Raw genomic sequence first — 17,218 nt, 5'->3', positions numbered from 1 at the left:
ACGACGCAAAATCTATCCAATCACTCACAAGGTAAATCGATGACTAAGAATATCTGTACCGGATTTGACCCATCGGTCTTATCGCGTCGTCAATGGCTCGGCCGTTTCGGGTATGGTCTGGGATCGATGGCTCTTGCGGAGTTGTTGCAATCCGACAGTGCGATCGCCGCGCCTTCGGCCATCACACCTGCGACGCATTTTGCACCCAAAGCGAAACGCATCATTTTCCTGTTCCAATCCGGTGCTCCGTCGCAGATGGACTTGCTCGATTACAAGCCGAAACTCAACGAGATCAACGGTCAGGAACTGCCCGCCTCGGTGAGAATGGGACAACGTCTGACCGGAATGAGCGCGCACCAAGCGTCGTTCCCGTTGGTGGGTTCGCCGTTCAAATTCACTCAACATGGTGAGAGCGGTCATTGGATGAGTGATCTTTTACCGCACACTGCCAAAATCGCCGACGAGCTGTGCGTGATCAAGTCGATGAACACGGAGGCGATCAACCACGGCCCCGGCGTGACGATGATGCAAACCGGTTCCCAGTTCCCGGGCCGTCCCAGCATGGGAGCGTGGTCGTGGTACGGACTCGGCAGCGAAAACGAAGATCTGCCTGCGTTTGTCGTGATGGTCTCCAGCAAGCGAGGTGGGCAACCGCTCACGGCGCAGCTTTGGGGAAGCGGGTTTTTGCCTGGCAAGTATGACGGCGTCGAGTTGCGTTCGGACAAAGACGCGGTCCTGTATCTGAACAGTCCCGCGGGGATCGATCGGACGAGCCGCCGGAAGGCTCTCGATCGGATCGGTGAACTGCATCAGTTGCAACTCGAGGCGACCAGCGACCCGGCGATCGAAAATCGGATTTCGCAGTACGAAATGGCATTCCGAATGCAAACCTCGATTCCGGAAGTGACCGATATCTCAGGGGAGTCGAAAGAGACGCTCGCGCTTTACGGCGACGAAGTCACCACGCCGGGAACCTATGCCGCGAACTGCCTGCGGGCGAGACGTTTGGCTCAGAAGGGCGTTCGGTTCATCCAGTTGTACCAACCGGGATGGGACCAACACGCTGGGCTGCCCGGCGGTATCAAGAATCAGTGCCGAATGACGGACCAGCCGACGGCAGGTTTGATCCAAGACCTCAAGAACCAAGGCATGCTCGACGACACGTTGGTTATTTGGGGTGGCGAATTTGGACGAACGAGTTACTGCCAAGGAAAGATTACCGCGAACAGTTTCGGACGCGATCACCATCCACGTTGCTTTACGATGTGGATGGCCGGTGGTGGTGTGAACGCAGGCCATTCCCACGGCGAGACAGACGAATTCAGTTACAATGTGGTGCAAGACGGAGTTCACATTCACGACCTCCACGCAACGATCCTACGCCTGATGGGAATTGACCACGAGCGTTTGACCTACCGATACCAAGGCCGCGATTTCCGACTCACCGATGTCCACGGACACGTGGTCGATCAACTGATCGCATAGCCAACACGACACGACACGATGCGGGCGTCTTTGCGTAACAATCCACGAAGAGGCGTCGATCGATGGAAACCTTCGAACAGGTCTGGGAGACGTCTCGCGTCAACGGTTACTCGTGGGTTTATCCCTGCGTGGTTTGGTCGGGCATCGCTATATTGATTCTTCTTTCGTTGATCCGCCGCACGGTGCTGCGCCGGATCGCGAAACTGATCGCGATCATCGGGCTGACCATTTTCGCGACGCATTCGTCCGCCGTTGAAATCCAAGAGAAGTGGCGGATTCGCGGGCAATGGGCGGATCTTCATTCCGACCAAATGTCCGAATCCGACATGAACGCGTTGATGGCCGATGGAGCCAATTTGGTCATTGGTCCTTTCTTCAACGGATTTGTCGCGATGTTAAATTTCAGCGTGGTTGCGCTCTCGCTGCTCGTCATTCGGCTGATCGTTGTCCGGTTTTGCACGCGAAAATGCTCCGCGTCAGAAACTGATGATTCGGTAACCTCGACAGGAACACCGATCGAAAGCGGCAACCCGTACCAACCGCCTGTGTAGAGCGTCTCTGTCAATGACGTAGGTTTTCAAAGGTAGCTACGTTCGCCAGAACGTGGTCCACCGTCGGGCGACGGTGGCTACAACGAAAATGGAAATGCACTAAGGTCCAGAGGAGATGCGACTCGATGGTCACCATCGTTGTTGCGGCGACGTTAAGCGTATCGCCAGCAGTCTTCCAGTGTATTAGCTGTGTTGGCCTGGACGCCAAAAAGTCGGCCTGACACAGGTCTTTACCTGTCCGTTTGGGGTCCGCAAATTGGAGCGATATCCCGACCGGGATGGAAGAGATTAGCCGGGGGTTGCTGCGCAGCAGCGCACCCCCGGGAACGAAAAAGCGAACCACCGACCCTGAAATGGTCGCAGAATCGATGAGTCCTTCAGAGTCAAAGTGATATCGATCAATCAGTTTCCATTGGTGTTCGCTTCGCTCAAACCACCGACTAATTTCTGACAATCCGAAAGAGGCTGTGATTGTTAGAGAGGTTGGAATCACGGGGCTCACACTTTGAGTGTTTTTTGAATTTCAGTCGAACCATCGACGAGCTTGCCGTGACGACCTTTTCAAAGATGCTGTGGATCCACCACTCGACTGGTTCGTCTATCGCTATCCGCTGATTCTTCGGATCATCCCAAGTGAAACGCATCGGCGGCGATGCCTCGAAAGGAAATCCGATCCAATCCAAGTGCGACCATTCCCGGACGATCAGCGATCGGGAATTTTGATGTGCCCGCTCGTGAATCAGGTCGACGGAACTGCGAACCGATTCCGAATCGTTGGGATCGGCCCCGTGTTCCAGAAGGAGTTGAAATCGTTCTGGCTGGTTGTCCACGAATGCCCAAAGCAGTGGCGTAACACCACCGTCACCGACTGCGTTGACATCGACTCCCTCGGCGATCAATTGTTTCATCTTCGCAACGTCGTTGGCCTCAATCGCATCACAGAGTTCGATCACCGCCGAGTCATTGAAGAAGTCTTCGGCTTTCCAACCCACCGCCTGATGAAAGGTCCGTTTCACGCCGGGGATTTTCAACGTGGTCAAATCTTCCATGCAGCCGGTGATCAAAGACAACAGCAACGAGAAGCAAATTAGCAACCACCAAGGCTGGTGATGAATGGCTTGCAAGCCCATAATCACTCCGCTTGCCTTTGCCGTGCTCGACGCCGCTCGGCATACCATTCGTCTTGAGTTTCCGCGTCCAGACTTGGGTCGGGACGAAGTCCCTGGCGAACTTGCTCCGCAATTTTGCGCTGGATGAAACGTTTCCTGCTACTGGGCACCCGGATTTCACGGATCTGACGAGAACTCTCTCGGATGGCTTCTAAGTCGTAACCGTCCTCTCGAAACCACTGCATTAACTTCTCATAGCTTTCTTTTCTACTAGGAGTCAAACGATCCTCATGACTCAACGCGACTCCAACTATGTTGGTGCTCTCGACAGGTCGGTAGTAATGAGGATCGACGCCTTGCTGCAAGAGCCAAAGGGCGAGTTCCCATTGCTGAAAAGCCCCGACTGCGGTAGCTGCAATGGTTCCCATGGAGTTTTTTTGATTGATGTCCGCACCATATTCCACTGCCATCAAAATGCGTTTCTTCTTCAACTCCTGAGAGATCGGGGCTCTGACAATGATGTGCAACATGGGCTGCTCGTGGGGGCCCACGATGGATGGATCTCCACCGTGTTGAAGCACCGCTTCATAAGGACCGACGAAATAGGAACTGGCGGCAAGTGTGGTCACTGAATCGCCGACGGCGAACGCATTGGGGGCATTGAGCCGGGTGGTGGTCTTGACGTTGGGGTCGGCTCCATTTTCAAGAAGGAGCTGAAATCGTTCCGGTTGGTTGTCCACGAATGCCCAAAGCAGCGGCGTGACACCACCTTCCCCGATCGCGTTGACGTCAACGCCTTCGGCGATCAATCGCTTCATCTTCGCAAGGTCGTTCGCCTCAATCGCCTTACAGAGTTCGATCACTGCCGAGTCATTGAAGAAGTCTTCGGCTTCCCAACCAATTGCCTGATGAAAGGTCCGTTTCACGCCGGGGATTTTCAACGTGGTCAAATCTTCCATGCAGCCGGTGATCAAAGACAACAGCAACGAGAAGCAAATTAGCAACCACCAAGGCTGGTGATGAATGGCTTGCAAGCCCATCATCACTCCGCTTGCCTTTGCCGTGCTCGACGCCGCTCGGCATACCATTCGTCTTGAGCTTCCGCGTCAAGGTTCGGATCGGGACGAAGTCCCTGGCGAACTTGCTCCGCAATTTTGCGTTGGATGAAACGTTTCCTGCTTTTGATCACCTTGATTTCACGCAATTGACGTGTCGTCTCTTGAATCGCTTCTAAGTCGTAACCGTCCTCTCGAAACCACTGTAGGAGCTTTTCGTAAGCTTCTTTTCGACCGGGCGTGATCAGCTCACCATGGCTAAGTGCAGACCCTACCATGTTGGTGTCATCATGGGGTGGATAGTAATGAGGATCGACGCCCTGCTGCAAGAGCCAAAGGGCGAGTTCCCATTGCTGGAAAGCAGCGACGGCGGTTCTGCCGATCGTTCCCTTGGAGTCTTTTTGATTGATGTCCGCACCGTATTCCACTGCCATTAAAATGCGTTTCTTCTTCAATTCCTGAGAGATTGGGGCGGCGACAATGACGTGCAACATAGGCTGCTTGTGGGGACCCACGATGGATGGATCACCTCCGTGTTGAAGCACCGCTTCATACGGACCGACGAAATAGGAACTGGCGGCCAGTGTGGTCACCGAATCGCCGACGGCGAATGCATTGGGGGCATTGAGCCGGGTGGTGGTCTTGATGTTGGGATTAGCCCCGTGTTCCAGAAGGAGTTGAAATCGTTCCGGTTGGTTGTCCACGAATGCCCAAAGCAATGGCGTGACACCACCTTCCCCGATCGCGTTGACGTCGACGCCCTCGGCGATCAATTGTTTCATCTTCGCAATGTCATTGGCCTCAATCGCATTACAGAGTTCGACGACCGCCGAGTCATTGAAGAAGTCTTCGGCTTTCCAACCAACCGCCTCATGAAAGGTCCGTTTCACGCCGGGGATCTTCGGCATTGTCAAATCTTCCATGCAGCCTGATAGTGGGAGTATCGAAAAAATAATGCAAACGCATTGTCGAAAACAGGTTTGCGAGACCCCATGACGTTGGTTCGTTTTCATCTTAAAACTCGTACCCATAAATATCCCAGCCCGTGGCTTCGTCGACGAACACGCCGTGTTGGTAGTATAGCGTATGGTGCCGCCCACCCGATGACCATTCAAATACGACGCACGGGGCCAAGTGGTATCGGATTTGTCAGAGCAGCCTGGCGGCACCTCTCTTTCAAAAGCGTATTCAACCGATGCGGCGGGAAATCGTGGCGGATACGATGAGGTTCAAGACGCCGGAAATATTTCGTACTCAGGCCCGTTAGCCGACTTTAGCATCGATGCGGAGATGCTCGAGGTTGCCGGTGAGGATGGTGTGACGAAGGAAGATCTCGCGGAGCTATTTGGTTTTCGGTGCTACGTGGAGCTGGACATTCGCAGAATCAAGACACAAATGAACTTGCATCAACTCAGGTGCTAGATTCCCGAGATGGTCCGCAAGGAGTTCTGGGTAACGATGCTTGCATGCAACGCGATCCAGACGACGGCCCTTGGTGGAGCTTGGGGACCGGTGTGAAGCCACGAGGGATAAGCGATGTCAGCTGTTGGCCGTTTTCTTGCAGCCTGGGACGTCGTTCTCGAAAAGACGGGCATGGCGCATCGCCAGTACTGTTGCGGCCGGATTGAGCAGATTGGCAAGTGCCTTGTTATCAGGAGGCCAGGTCGGTTTGAACCGCGTGTGCGAAAGAAACGCGGCAGCAACTACAACTTGATGATGCAACCCCACGAAGAATTGCGTGCCCGCTCGGCCAAAGGAGACAACTCGTTTGAAAACAAGTCGTTACGCAAATGACTGTGCCATTCATGTATCCCGCCAAACGGTCCAGAGCGATTGGTCGAAACGTGTCGTCGCGAAGTTGACTAGCAGGTGGTGCATTTTTTCTTGCATTGCCATGATCGCATCCGGAGTCGCCGCCAAGGTTTCCACGATTGCTGATAATGGTGTTTCCGTCATTCCGCCACCACGTTTGATCGCCTGTCGGTTGCAAGTTTGGTCGATGACTTTGCGACGAGTGGCCAACACCCAAAGTCGCCACAGGTCATCGCGATCGGCCACGCCATCAAACCGGCCCCGTTTGGCTCCATGGGCGAGCAATTTAAAAACGCTCTATGCTGTTGCGTCAGCACCCTGCGCCGGATCACGATCTGCATCGAAGCGTTGCCGAGCGAGCTGGACCAAGCGAGGGAAAATGTGTTCGTACAAAACGGTTTTTGCGTCCCGATCTCGCTCGCGAAGCGATGTGAACCAGTGAGTGATGGATAGTTCCATGTGGTCGGTCATCGATTACTATCTGTCTTTTACGTCACGATCAACACCGAATCCCCTTGCGGATTCTGGCGGGCCACACAAGCCGTCGCGTACGCATTCTAACGCGTTTCTCAAATCGAAAAGGACTGAGGGAACTCCAATTGTTTCCATCCGATTCGCAACATTCGTCGAGCGATCCGGGGACGACCACGATGCGTGGCCTGTTGGCCATGGACAATCTGCAGTGGCGGCGTGTGATCGATGGTTGTTTTCAACGCGTTTACCAGTGCTGTTTGGCGACGTTGCTGAAGACCAGTGGGTTGTGATTGGAGCGAACGGTCATTATCGCGGCAGTGAAGCGATCGACTCTCACTTGGTTTATACTGTCCTGCTGGAAGACGGATCCAACCGCATTTTCACCCCGTCGGATTTCCAAGATCGTTTTCATTGGAAGAACGAATCCGACAAGGCATTTCTTGTCGGTCCCGCAGTAGATTGATGTGTGAACGGGCGAATGCACCTCACAACAGTGCAACAATCATGAATCGAATTTGGTGTCTACTGCTCTTGATCGTTTCGCCCATGATGTCGGTGGTTGCGGATGATCTGCGCGTGATGAGTTTCAACCTCCGTTATGGGACCGCCCGCGATGGCGGCAACCATTGGGACAAACGCAAAGAGTTTGTTGCTGAAACGATCGGAGTATTTTCTCCCGATTTATTAGGCACCCAGGAAACACTGGGATTTCAAAAAGACTATCTGAACGAAAAATTGCCCGCTTACACGTCGTTGGGTGTAGGACGCGATGACGGCGGCGATACCGGTGAAATGACGGCGTTGTTCTATAAAACCGAACGGTTCGAAAAGCTCGACGAAGGACATTTCTGGTTGTCGGAAACTCCAGACGTGACCGGTAGTATTTCCTGGGACAGCAGCTTGACACGGATGGCGTCATGGGTGCGACTGAAAGACCGACGCGGCCAATTTGATCGACCGATCTTGTTCATCAATACCCATTTCGATCACAAGGGCAAAGAGGCTCGCGAAGAATCGGCCAAGCTGATCCGGCAAACGGCCTCGGTGCTCGGCAAGGGGTGTGACATTATCTTGACGGGCGACTTCAACGCCGCTGTGGATAGTTTGCCATACCAACGGCTGTTTGACAAATCACAACGTCGTCCACCGGGATCCGATTCACCTCGCCCTCGCCTGTTCACCGACACGTATCGACAGGTGGCACCGAAGGACCAGCCCGGCGAAGCAACCTTTTCAGGTTTTCGCGCCGGCGTCGTCGACGGTTCTCGAATTGATTGGATCGCCGTGGCCGGGGGTATCGATGTGCTCGCGGCGAATATCGATCGCACGTCACGTGATGGACGGACCCCGTCGGATCATTACCCCGTGACCGCGATATTGCGACAAACGCCAGTCAAGCCTGAATCGCCGCAGTGATGTCCAGGACATCAAACGTGGATTCGAAAGGTTTCTAAGAACTCAACGAAACGATAGCAACGATCAAACCCGTCGAAGCTCGGTTTGCGTTTTCTTTGGCTATCGGGTGTCCAAGTGGCGTTTCGGAAATAGTGGCGTTTCGAAAACAAACGTGTGGTGAAAGATCCCAACGTGATCTGTCCTGGGTGCCACCCAACAAGTGTTGACGCGTCGGCAGCGTTCGATTTGATACCGGTCCCTACGGAAGAAGCTGCTCGCAAGATCCGTAACACACTGAAGAAGACGCTACCTGACAACCCTGCCTAAACGGGACAGTACGAAGCGAAGCCTGAAGCAGAAGCGAAAAAAGCTGGCTGGAACACTCGGTTCCTCGAAAACTCCTTTTTTTAGCATGGTTTTGATGCGATCGTCGTGGCATTCAAGGCTGTGTTTTCGGCCGACTCATACAAGGCCTGCGTCAGCAGATTGTTCCCCGGCGTCCAACGCATCTTCGACGTCCGGCAACAAGTCCATCGTTGCTTCGGCGGCAACTAAGATCGCTTGGGTCGGGGGATGGCATTGTAAGCAGTAGCGACTGCCGAACGGACGCTTCTTCGTTACCTGCTGATCACCAATGCGATCGAGAGCTCGTTCCGCACGACAGGTCGCAAGCTCGACCGTGTAACGCGTTTTCGGGCAGAGGCGGACCAAGCAAGCCGATGGCTTTTATGCGTTTTGCGGGAGGCCGAGAAAGTCTTCCGCGGGATCACTGGATGCAACTCACTACCACATCTGTTGGTAGCGTTGGCGAAACCTGAACCAAAACCGAGCTCAAGGAGATGGGGCTTGTTGCTCACTCAAACCCGATCACCTACGTTTTTACCACAGAGACCATTGCGAGTTTCAACAACTAACGGGACATCCCCTTTTCACTTCGATCAGGGCGTTATATATGGAGGCAGCAGGAGGCTAGATTATGACGCTGTATTTGGTTGAGATTGACAAGAGTCCCCTTCCTAACCTCGGAACTTTCTGATGAGCGTTTTTGATCTTTGGTTGCCGATTCTTTTGTCTGGTTTGGCAACGCATATTCTGAGCACGTTGAATTGGATGGTGTTTCCACACCACAAGCCTGAGTGGACGAAATTGCCGTCGGAAGATCAGCTTCAAGATCTGGTGGTCTTAGAAAAAATTCCGCCCGGGCAGTACATGCTGCCGTTTTGTGACCGTCCCGATGAGATGAAATCGGAAGCGTTTAAGGGCAAACAAGCCAAGTGCACGGGGACGTTGATCCTGTGGGACGCGCCGATTAACATGGGGACTGCGATCGCGAAAACGATTGCGTTCTTTTTTGTGTCCGCATTCGTAATCGGATATCTCGCTTCTCTCGCTTCTCTCGCGTTGGCTCCAGGGGCACCGTTTGGGAAAGTGATTCAATTCGTGGCGACGGCGGGATTGCTGACACACTGCGCCGCCCACTTCCCGCACGTGTTTTGGTTCAAGCGACGGATCGCGATGGAGATTCTCGATGGGGTCGTGTACGCCGCGGTTACTGGTTTGATCTTCGCCTTTTTCTGGCCTGCGGCCTAGCCGTTTGGATTGACTGGATGCAGGGGGCGTTCGGTGTTACCTGCCTGCGGCGCGGCGCCATAGACTGATCGCTCGCACTTGATTTTGGCCGGTCCAGGCGGGGTCGAATGGCGGCCCGCCTCCGTAGTTACTGCGCAGCAAATAGTCGCACATTGCACGGTGTGCGAGTGACGGTCCGGCGAGCCCGGTCAACAACAGATCAATTTGGTTCGAATTTAATCCGATCCTTTGGCGTAGGTTCTCGCACATTTGTTGGACTTGCGCAGTAGTGCGTGGTGAACGCATAATGCGGCTGACTCCAGCCCAAATCGCATCGTAGCGAGCGTCCCAGGCGGGCGTTTCGATCAATCGAGCGAATGCGGGGTTTCGGACTTCGGGTTCGGTTCGGCTGAACAAGCGTGCGAGGTTTTGATTCGACAGCGATGCCTGCCACATCGCCAGAGTCGCGAGCGTTCGTGCGTCGTTGGCGTTCCTGTTCGGCAGCGACGCGAGTCGCTTGGTTTGCCCTGCGATGTCGGTCAGCATGTTTTTCGACGTTGAGAGTTGAGCGAGCACGACGTTTGTCACGGGGATCGTGTCGATCGGGCGATTGACCCAGCCCGGCATCCGTTTCGCGTTGCCTTCGACGCGATGTTTGTCGTGCGTCGACAGGACCAGCAAGCTGTCTTCGAAGGCATCGTCATCGATCGACACGGTGCCAGAATGGACTTCAACAGCAAAACCGACAGGGAGGAAACCGATCACAACAGAACCGTCGGTGTCCCAACGCAGTTTCGCGATCGGTTGACTGGCCGCACGCACATCAACGACTGTCCCCGTAAGGATGTCGGCCAAGGCGACTGATCCGTGCAGGACATCGATCACACAGGACGCGTCACGTCGAACGGCAGCGATACCGGCATCGCGTCGCAGTTCGATTTGCGAGTCCGGTGCGAGGACCAAACGCCCGTTTTCTTGAACTTTGGCTTCGGCGCGCGACAACGGCAACGTCACCACGTTCAGGGAGGTGCGCTCGCGCGCATCACCCATCGAAGTGATGGACTCCTCGAGAGCAGACCATCTTTCACCACGACCGTAATCAAGACTTTCGGGGGCCTCCGGCTGAGTCGCAGCCAAGCCCGTGATGCGAGTCCAAACGAGTTGGTTAAATGGGGTGACCTCCCGAGTCGGAGCGGGAATGGGGGAGGGAGTCGGGGACGCAGGCGTGGCGGCAACTTTGTCGTCGGTGTTGCGTTGGTTATCCATTGCCGCCGGGAGTGACGGTCGAGGATTGGGTGTTTCGGTTGGGGCGAGATCAACCGGAGGAGGAGACTCGACGATTTGGAATTCGCGTCTACGTTCTTCGGGGAATGTTTCGGGGTTGGGAAGGTCGTTCGTTTCAGGGAGGCGTTCGACATCGGGGCCAGGGCTGTGAACGATTCGATTTTCAGGCGACGAAGACTCGTTACTCGGACGAATCGAGATAAACGCCAACCAGGCAGCCGCAGTTGCGGCAATTGCCAATGCGAGCCACTTCAGTGGTGATCGAGATCGAGGATTCGAGCGAGTGATCGGTTGAACGTCGGGGAGCGTTGACGTGATCGGCTGCGAAATCGTGTCGCTTGCCGCGTCCGCGTTTGAACGCGTGTCGATGCCACCGATTGCGGAGACCGTTGGTGGCCCCATTTTTAGAAGACGACTGCTGAGCGTGTCGGAAATGCTCGTCGTTTCGGTTTGGATTTCTTGTTTCGCCTTCACGGCTGCGACCAGTTCAGCGATGACGCTGTTGTCGACTTGGACAGCATTGAGGACCCATTGAGCTTCGTCGTCCGAAACGTTCCCATCGACGAACGCCGTCACCACTCCGATCGGAATGATTTGTGACCGGACATCGCCGGGAGGCGTTTGTTGACGAATGTCGTTTGCAACCAAACATACGATTTCGCTCAGCGTGCGCACCGGTTCGGTATCTCTGCGAGAATCGCTGAGGTGTCGGTGAATCGTTTCGAGGAGCGTTTGTTGGTTCACGAAAAAGAGGTTTCAGTCAGTCGAAGGTTGGTGTTGTCTTGGTTAGCGCGGCCGCGTTGGAGCGATCTACGATGAGTCGAACGAATCAGGTTCGAGTTTTCGTCGGAGCTGTTCTTCGGCACGCCGTAGGGTCACGCCGATGGACCCGATCGGCATGTTCAACCGTTCGCTAATTTCGGTGTAGGATCGACTCTCGAGGTGAAACAATCGAACCACCTGTTGTTGCTTTTCAGGCAGTTCGGAGAGAGTTTCGAGTAATCGTTGCTGTTGTTCTTTGAGGATGATTCGCCGAACGGGTTCATCATCGCCTCTTGCCGCTGATTCGAGCGACTCATTTTGCTCGTTGTCCGATACGTCGATACGTTTGCGAGCGAACCCGCGCGTCGCACAGCGGGTGGCGATCACCGCGAGGTAGGTCACCAACGCAGAGCGGCCTTCGTATGCCTGCAGTGCCGCGGCATCGTTCGCCAAGATGACGGCAAACACGTCAGCGGTTGCGTCATCAACGGCATCATCGTCATTGCCTTTGCCGAACGCCACCGCGACGTCGGCAACCCGGCTGCGAACGATCCGTCCGAAACGTGAGACAAACTCTTGCCAAGCGATTGCGTCACCGCGCAGCAGTCGATCCACCAACGCACGATCTTCGTCGTGTGAGGTTGGCGCGTCGACATCCGTGCAGCCGGCGGACCTGGTTCGCTGCAACTTAATAGGCCTGGAATTCGATCAAAGGGTTTAGAACCGCGATTGGAAAACAATGCTCACTCGCGGTGTTAACCGATGGTACACGATGTGGATACCGGAGACGCGGCGATTCTGGAATCACGTGACCTGCCTGTGTCGGTCGATGTTGTCGCGAGCAGTTGATGGGGGCCCGTTCGCTCAGCCTTGTTTGCTCTGCCTTGCGATGCTGGGGCACGCGTTGACCGAGCGAACGGCGTTGGTTTCGTGATACGTCAATCTTCGTCGACGTGGATCGCGATTACATCGAATCGGTCGACGCGAAGATCGTCAAATCCGTCGGTGAGAATGAAATCGACGACGCCGTCGCGGGCATTGATTTGATCACGCCCTTCACCGCCGTTGAGGCGATCCCGACCGGCACCACCGATGAGGACGTCGTCGCCCGCATCGCCATTGATTTCATCGCTTCCTTCACCGCCGCCAAGTTTATCGTCGCCGATGCCACCGTGGATTTCGTCGTCGCCATTGCCGCCTCGGATGCCGTCGTCGCCTGCTCCACCACGAATCATGTCGTTGCCGGCGCCGCCGTAGAGAAGGTCATCACCGCGGCCGCCGAGAATCTTGTCGTTGCCGTCACCACCATCGATCACGTCGTGGCCACGGTTGCTGTCCGAAAAATCGCGAGCGTATTCGACCGGATCCACGTATCCTTCCGGGTAACTGTTCGTTGCGTCGCCGAACAGCCAGTCGTCGCCATCGCCACCGGACAGTTCGTCGTTGCCGGACCCGCCGATGGCGTAGTCGTCGCCGTCGCCTGCCTCGATCCGATCGTTGCCCGCCCCACCAAACAGAATGTCGACTCCGGCGTTGCCTTTGATTCTGTCGTTTCCATCACCTCCTTCGATATAGTCGCCATCGGCCCCACCCGAGATGAAATCGTTGCCGGCCCCGGCGTGGATCGTGTCGTAGCCTGGTCCTCCGGCGATTCGATCGGCTTGTTTGCTGCCGAAGATCACGTCGTTGCCGAGTCCGCCGCGGATGCTCGTCGTTTGGCGAACGCTGTCATCGATCGTTACGATGTCGTCGCCGCCCGCAGCATTTATCTGAAGGTGCCGAACACGGGCGTTTGGGAACTCGGCAACTCGCCCGTCCACAGTCACGACGAGGGTTTGAGTTTCGCGGACGGTGTGAACCGAAATGTTGTTGTCTTGATCATTCGCTTGGATGTTCACAACACCATCGGAGAGCACACCGACGGCACTGAGTACCTGTCGATCTTCGAAGGTCTGGTAGAGCAACCGGCGACGTGAGTTTTTCGGGATCGGTTTACGACATTTGCTGCGAGCGATGTGGGGCATGTTGTTTTTCCTCAGAACGGGGGATGAAAAGCGGTTCGGACACCGAACACCCCGTTAGTGACACGCGTTGCCTCCTTTCTTACACGTCGTACGGAAATTTCACGAAATAAGAGAAAGAGGAAACGAATCGCCCCGTTTTGGTTCGTGCCGTCTTGAAAAAGAGGGCCATCATCGAATCGAAGATCATCGCGTTTGGTTTACAACCGCGGCGAACGAAAGAGCCCACGGAAATGCAAATGGAACGATAGCTTTGAATTGGATGCGGGTAATAACGGCATTGGGTTTGTTGTTGGTGAGCACGTTCAGTCTCACATCCGCACCAATGACGCCGGATCACCGCGGTACCAAAAGATCACCGTGCCGGCGCCAACCCTTCCTGAAAGTGTGAAGTTAGAGGGCAAACCGAAAGGCGTTGCGATCATGGAGATCAACGGCGATTCCGGTCATCCCGAAATCGTGATCATTCCAGAGTACGAAGCCCAGCTTTGGTATCTGACTTTGACAGGCGACGGCATGTTCCCGCGTGACTGGACGAGCACCTTGATGGACGTGCCCGGCCCGGAGTCGGGTAAGAAGATCGATAACGCCCACCTGGTTGATCTCGACCTCGATCTCAATGGCAATGGCAATGTCGACGGAGACACCGACATCTCCACCACCGAAGAAAACGGCGGGTGGGGCGTCGTCTGGTTTGAGAATCCGGCAACCGATGAGCGGGTTCGTGTCGGGCTGCGTTGCTATTCCGCGAGCGGGGCACTAGCAGGTGCTGTGAACGGAGCCCCAGTGGCTCCATAGGTTTGCCAGGCCTTGGCGAAGGATTCGTCGGGTAACCAGTTGGCTATATCTCGGTCGCCTGGGAAGTCCGCAAAGCGAGCAATTTCGAGCATTTGCATTCCGCCGGCGGAGCGATCATAGGCGCCGCCGAGCCAGCCCGATTGAATTACCGCGGGTTGCAATTCGGAGCGGTTCCACGTTTTGTCGCTGTCAATTTCATCGGTGGCCGCTAAGCGGATGCGAAGGCACGATTCGCAGAACGCGAGTACCAACGAAAAGGTGTGCTCTCGGTTGCGAGGCCAATGCCCCGACTCACCGTCGACCAGCAGTGCGATCGGCGCCTGACGTTCGCGTCGAAGGCTCTCGACGGCTTCCGTCTGTCCTTGATCGAAATAACTATCTTGGTTTCCGTGCATCACGAGCCCTGGGACTTTCTCGACACCGGGGAACACAAGATGCCAACTGCCGCCGGAGTGAAACGAAACCCAGCCGATGACTCGGTCCGGTCGCATCGCGGCGTAGGACGCGGAGAACCCCGTGCCGTTGGAGTGTCCGAACGTGAATGCCGGAACCGACGCGATTTCGGGATGGTTCACTTGTTGGGCGATGTCGACCAGGATTTCATCCAAGACGCTGGCCGGAAAGATTCCCCGTTGAATCGCGTTTCCTAGGACTCCGATCAATGCCAAGTGATGTCGGTCCGCAAATTCTCTGACGAGAGGATGTTCGATCATCGGGCCACCGACGCCGTGTTCTGAAATCAGGAACAACCCATTGATCGTGGGGACGCGTGGAGGGAGGTAGATTCGGAATGCGGCTTCCTCGGCGGGCTTTTCACCATAGCGTTCGACGATCTCTTGGTAGAGTTTCTCGTCCATCGCTCGATTCTCGTATTTGGCACGATCACGGCGGATCTCACCCAGACTGTGTGACATTGAGATCGGTTTGATCAGTCGTATCAATCCGGTGTCATCGGTCTTCGCGACGAGTGTGGCTTCGATTGGTTTGCCGAGCTGCGAGATCAGCATTTGTTTGGCGAGATACCCATCCTTGGACAAGTCCAACCGGATTGATTCAGAGGAATCGATCGCCAGAGAAAACGCCCCGTCTTCATCGGAACGGGTTGCGACCTCCGAGCCGGAAACTTCGATCGACACACCCGGCAAGATATTGTCGCTCGTATCGCGAACGATTCCACGCAGCGTGAACTCTTCAGCCGCGAGACGAGTGTACGTGGATGCCGTGATCAACGTGAAGAAGAGGAGTCCAAGTCGAAAGAGCGGAAGCGGTTTCATGTTTCTCGTTCTCGTCGTTTGATAGGTCGCGGTAGTACTTTCGAATAAGGGTTGGGAATATAGCATCCCGCGAATCGAGGAGCATTGAGGAACGTCTGTTCCCGGTGGTTGCGTTTCGTGGCAGAAAATGAGAGCGACCGATGCCCCGTGATATGCAGCAAGTGATCGCAGCGCAAGAATTAATGTCGTTTCCGAATGATCTTCCTAATACAATATCGTTTTGATCCATCCTTTAGACTGAGAACCGTCAGCATGAAAACGTGGCCATCGAGTACGATCGTTTTCGTGACGTTAGTGATTGGCATGGCAGGCAACCGTGCTGCTGCTCAGTTGTCGTACGAGCAGCGCCCGATCGAGTATTCCAAGGCAACCGCGACCGATCCTGTATCCGCGTTGCAGCAGCGTATTGAACGCGGCGAGAGCACGCTCGCGAGCGACACTCAATATGGATACTTAGTTTCGCTGTTGACCGAATTGGAAATTCCGGTGTCGTCACAGACGCTCGTGTTTTCCAAAACGAGCCTCCAGCGGCATCTGATCTCGTCCGCCAATCCACGTGCGATTTACTTCAATGACGATACCTATGTTGCGTGGATTCCCGGTGCCGAAACGATCGAGATTGCATCGACGGATGCGTTGTTAGGAACCGTTTTTTACACCGTCGATCAATCGCAACCGAGTACGCCGGTTCAGGTTGTTCGCAAGACGGAGCGGTGTTTGTTTTGTCACGCGTCGAGTGACACCGGACGAGTTCCCGGGCTGATGATGCAATCGGTGTTCGTGAATCGAAATGGCGATCGGATGTTCCCTTCCGATTCGATATTGCCCAATGCGGCCGGACCGATCGAAACACGTTGGGCGGGTTGGTTCGTCAGCGGTCGACATGGCAATCAATCGCATTTGGGGAACCTGATGATCGATCGGGGTAACGAGGTCAGCGGGGAGGTTAACCACGGTAATGGGAATGTGGTTGATTTGTCGAAGTGGTTCGATGTGTCGAAGTATTTGTCGCCGCACAGCGATCTGGTGGCGCTGCTTGTTTTGCAGCATCAAGTTTCGATGCATAATTTGCTCACCGAGTCCAACCATCGAGCACGAATCATGATTCATCGATCGGAGCAAAGGAGTCAAAAAAGGGGACAGGAATCGCTTGGGTTGTCAGCCGAGGATGAAATCATTTTGGATCAAATCGCTGAACGTTTGGTTGACGGGGTATTGATGGTTGGCGAAGTCGAATTGAGCGAGCCGGTGTCAGGGACGAGCGGATTTGCAGAAGCGTTTTCTGAACGTGGCCCCCATGATCGCAGTGGCCGCTCGTTGCGAGAGTTGAACCTACAACAGACCGTTTTTCGATATCGCTGTAGTTATCTGATCTACTCTGAATCGTTCGACGCTCTTCCACAACCGTTGCTCGACGCCGTGTATCGTCGGCTGAGAGAGGTGCTCCAGGGGAAAGACACTCGAGAGAAATACGCCCACTTATCGACGAGGGAACGAGAGGATGTTTTGGCGATCTTGCTAGACACAAAAGCTGAGTTTTCGGCCTATTGAACTGCCAACGCGGCTCGATAAGAACGAAGCCGCTTTGCCACTTTCGACGAGAGTTCATTAAAAGGCGAAACTGATCTG

The 17,218-nt window shown here is 54.9% G+C and carries 17 protein-coding genes and 2 pseudogenes; 10 read left to right on the top strand and 9 right to left on the bottom strand.

What is annotated here, in order from left to right:
• Positions 1-39 precede the first annotated feature (39 nt).
• Together FHS27_RS26695 and FHS27_RS26690 are read left to right on the top strand one after the other, a co-directional pair.
• A complete protein-coding gene (locus FHS27_RS26695; RefSeq protein WP_184308810.1) occupies positions 40-1,485 on the top strand; it encodes a DUF1501 domain-containing protein in 1,446 nt (481 codons plus the stop codon).
• Positions 1,486-1,547: 62 nt separating this feature from the next.
• A complete protein-coding gene (locus FHS27_RS26690; protein ID WP_184308808.1) occupies positions 1,548-2,036 on the top strand; it encodes a hypothetical protein in 489 nt (162 codons plus the stop codon).
• A gap of 440 nt (positions 2,037-2,476) precedes the next feature.
• Here FHS27_RS26690 and FHS27_RS31245 read toward each other — a convergent pair whose 3' ends face one another.
• Genes FHS27_RS31245 through FHS27_RS26675 form a run of 3 tightly spaced genes read right to left on the bottom strand, consistent with a single transcriptional unit; the run spans position 2,477 to position 5,108 of the window.
• Positions 2,477-3,166: an ankyrin repeat domain-containing protein gene (locus FHS27_RS31245; RefSeq protein WP_246421012.1), complete on the bottom strand. Its 690-nt coding sequence runs from the start codon at positions 3,164-3,166 to the stop codon at positions 2,477-2,479.
• 2 nt (positions 3,167-3,168) lie between these two features.
• Complete coding sequence (locus tag FHS27_RS26680; RefSeq protein WP_246421011.1) at positions 3,169-4,188, bottom strand: ankyrin repeat domain-containing protein; 1,020 nt, start codon at positions 4,186-4,188, stop codon at positions 3,169-3,171.
• A complete protein-coding gene (locus FHS27_RS26675; RefSeq protein ID WP_221225420.1) occupies positions 4,188-5,108 on the bottom strand; it encodes an ankyrin repeat domain-containing protein in 921 nt (306 codons plus the stop codon). The genes FHS27_RS26680 and FHS27_RS26675 overlap by 1 nt, the downstream gene beginning before the upstream one ends.
• A gap of 238 nt (positions 5,109-5,346) precedes the next feature.
• On the opposite strand from FHS27_RS26675, the gene FHS27_RS26670 reads away from it, so the two are divergent.
• Together FHS27_RS26670 and FHS27_RS26665 are read left to right on the top strand one after the other, a co-directional pair.
• The gene (locus tag FHS27_RS26670) at positions 5,347-5,622 is read left to right on the top strand and encodes a hypothetical protein (protein ID WP_184308806.1); all 276 of its coding nucleotides are present in this window, start codon (positions 5,347-5,349) and stop codon (positions 5,620-5,622) included.
• A gap of 114 nt (positions 5,623-5,736) precedes the next feature.
• Positions 5,737-5,994 carry a hypothetical protein gene (locus FHS27_RS26665; RefSeq protein WP_184308803.1) on the top strand — a complete coding sequence of 86 codons (258 nt, stop codon included), beginning with the start codon at positions 5,737-5,739 and terminating at the stop codon, positions 5,992-5,994.
• A gap of 9 nt (positions 5,995-6,003) precedes the next feature.
• On the opposite strand, the pseudogene FHS27_RS31240 reads toward FHS27_RS26665, so the two are convergent.
• A pseudogene (locus FHS27_RS31240) lies at positions 6,004-6,471 on the bottom strand (ECF-type sigma factor).
• Positions 6,472-6,611: 140 nt separating this feature from the next.
• On the opposite strand from FHS27_RS31240, the gene FHS27_RS26650 reads away from it, so the two are divergent.
• A complete protein-coding gene (locus FHS27_RS26650; protein ID WP_184308797.1) occupies positions 6,612-6,776 on the top strand; it encodes a hypothetical protein in 165 nt (54 codons plus the stop codon).
• 214 nt (positions 6,777-6,990) lie between these two features.
• Positions 6,991-7,902, top strand: a complete 912-nt coding sequence (locus tag FHS27_RS26645) for an endonuclease/exonuclease/phosphatase family protein (RefSeq protein ID WP_184308795.1) — start codon at positions 6,991-6,993, stop codon at positions 7,900-7,902.
• Between the two features lie 441 nt (positions 7,903-8,343).
• Here FHS27_RS26645 and FHS27_RS26640 read toward each other — a convergent pair whose 3' ends face one another.
• The gene (locus tag FHS27_RS26640) at positions 8,344-8,592 is read right to left on the bottom strand and encodes a hypothetical protein (RefSeq protein ID WP_184308793.1); all 249 of its coding nucleotides are present in this window, start codon (positions 8,590-8,592) and stop codon (positions 8,344-8,346) included.
• Here FHS27_RS26640 and FHS27_RS31235 point away from each other — a divergent pair.
• Both FHS27_RS31235 and FHS27_RS26635 read left to right on the top strand, forming a co-directional pair.
• Positions 8,488-8,709 (top strand): annotated as a pseudogene (locus tag FHS27_RS31235) (IS256 family transposase); the annotation flags it as partial. The gene FHS27_RS26640 and the pseudogene FHS27_RS31235 sit on opposite strands and share 105 nt — an antisense overlap.
• Before the next feature lie 207 nt (positions 8,710-8,916).
• On the top strand, positions 8,917-9,471 hold the full coding sequence (locus tag FHS27_RS26635; RefSeq protein WP_184308791.1) for a hypothetical protein: 555 nt from the start codon (positions 8,917-8,919) through the stop codon (positions 9,469-9,471).
• A gap of 36 nt (positions 9,472-9,507) precedes the next feature.
• Here the strand turns inward: FHS27_RS26635 and FHS27_RS26630 are convergent, their stop codons facing one another.
• The 3 genes from FHS27_RS26630 to FHS27_RS26620 all read right to left on the bottom strand — a co-directional run bounded on the left by FHS27_RS26630 (position 9,508) and on the right by FHS27_RS26620 (position 13,520).
• Positions 9,508-11,478 carry a hypothetical protein gene (locus tag FHS27_RS26630; protein WP_184308789.1) on the bottom strand — a complete coding sequence of 657 codons (1,971 nt, stop codon included), beginning with the start codon at positions 11,476-11,478 and terminating at the stop codon, positions 9,508-9,510.
• A 66-nt stretch (positions 11,479-11,544) separates the two neighbouring features.
• Positions 11,545-12,183, bottom strand: coding sequence for an RNA polymerase sigma factor (locus FHS27_RS26625; protein ID WP_184308788.1), 639 nt, complete (start codon positions 12,181-12,183; stop codon positions 11,545-11,547).
• 251 nt (positions 12,184-12,434) lie between these two features.
• A complete protein-coding gene (locus FHS27_RS26620; RefSeq protein WP_184308786.1) occupies positions 12,435-13,520 on the bottom strand; it encodes a calcium-binding protein in 1,086 nt (361 codons plus the stop codon).
• Between the two features lie 192 nt (positions 13,521-13,712).
• On the opposite strand from FHS27_RS26620, the gene FHS27_RS26615 reads away from it, so the two are divergent.
• Positions 13,713-14,315: a hypothetical protein gene (locus tag FHS27_RS26615; protein ID WP_184308784.1), complete on the top strand. Its 603-nt coding sequence runs from the start codon at positions 13,713-13,715 to the stop codon at positions 14,313-14,315.
• Here FHS27_RS26615 and FHS27_RS26610 read toward each other — a convergent pair.
• Positions 14,258-15,589, bottom strand: a complete 1,332-nt coding sequence (locus tag FHS27_RS26610; protein ID WP_184308782.1) for a carboxypeptidase-like regulatory domain-containing protein — start codon at positions 15,587-15,589, stop codon at positions 14,258-14,260. The genes FHS27_RS26615 and FHS27_RS26610 overlap by 58 nt on opposite strands.
• 252 nt (positions 15,590-15,841) lie before the next feature.
• Here FHS27_RS26610 and FHS27_RS26605 point away from each other — a divergent pair, with 252 nt between their 5' ends.
• Positions 15,842-17,140: a hypothetical protein gene (locus tag FHS27_RS26605; protein ID WP_184308780.1), complete on the top strand. Its 1,299-nt coding sequence runs from the start codon at positions 15,842-15,844 to the stop codon at positions 17,138-17,140.
• The last annotated feature ends 78 nt before the right edge of the window (positions 17,141-17,218 follow it).

It is taken from the genome of Aporhodopirellula rubra, from assembly GCF_014192335.1.
Lineage (GTDB): Bacteria > Planctomycetota > Planctomycetia > Pirellulales > Pirellulaceae > Rhodopirellula > Rhodopirellula rubra.
Note: the sequence above shows the minus strand (reverse complement) of the source record. Positions and strands in the feature narration are given on the sequence as shown.

Bases quoted from the DNA above. Each gene is read 5' to 3' on its own strand.
- FHS27_RS26680 (WP_246421011.1), bottom strand. From the start codon at position 4,188: ATGATGGGCTTGCAAGCCATTCATCACCAGCCTTGGTGGTTGCTAATT.
- FHS27_RS26605 (WP_184308780.1), top strand. From the start codon at position 15,842: ATGAAAACGTGGCCATCGAGTACGATCGTTTTCGTGACGTTAGTGATT.
- FHS27_RS26610 (WP_184308782.1), bottom strand. From the start codon at position 15,589: ATGAAACCGCTTCCGCTCTTTCGACTTGGACTCCTCTTCTTCACGTTG.
- FHS27_RS26695 (WP_184308810.1), top strand. From the start codon at position 40: ATGACTAAGAATATCTGTACCGGATTTGACCCATCGGTCTTATCGCGT.
- FHS27_RS26665 (WP_184308803.1), top strand. From the start codon at position 5,737: ATGTCAGCTGTTGGCCGTTTTCTTGCAGCCTGGGACGTCGTTCTCGAA.
- FHS27_RS26645 (WP_184308795.1), top strand. From the start codon at position 6,991: ATGAATCGAATTTGGTGTCTACTGCTCTTGATCGTTTCGCCCATGATG.
- FHS27_RS26690 (WP_184308808.1), top strand. From the start codon at position 1,548: ATGGAAACCTTCGAACAGGTCTGGGAGACGTCTCGCGTCAACGGTTAC.
- FHS27_RS26675 (WP_221225420.1), bottom strand. From the start codon at position 5,108: ATGCCGAAGATCCCCGGCGTGAAACGGACCTTTCATGAGGCGGTTGGT.
- FHS27_RS26620 (WP_184308786.1), bottom strand. From the start codon at position 13,520: ATGCCCCACATCGCTCGCAGCAAATGTCGTAAACCGATCCCGAAAAAC.
- FHS27_RS31245 (WP_246421012.1), bottom strand. From the start codon at position 3,166: ATGGGCTTGCAAGCCATTCATCACCAGCCTTGGTGGTTGCTAATTTGC.
- FHS27_RS26635 (WP_184308791.1), top strand. From the start codon at position 8,917: ATGAGCGTTTTTGATCTTTGGTTGCCGATTCTTTTGTCTGGTTTGGCA.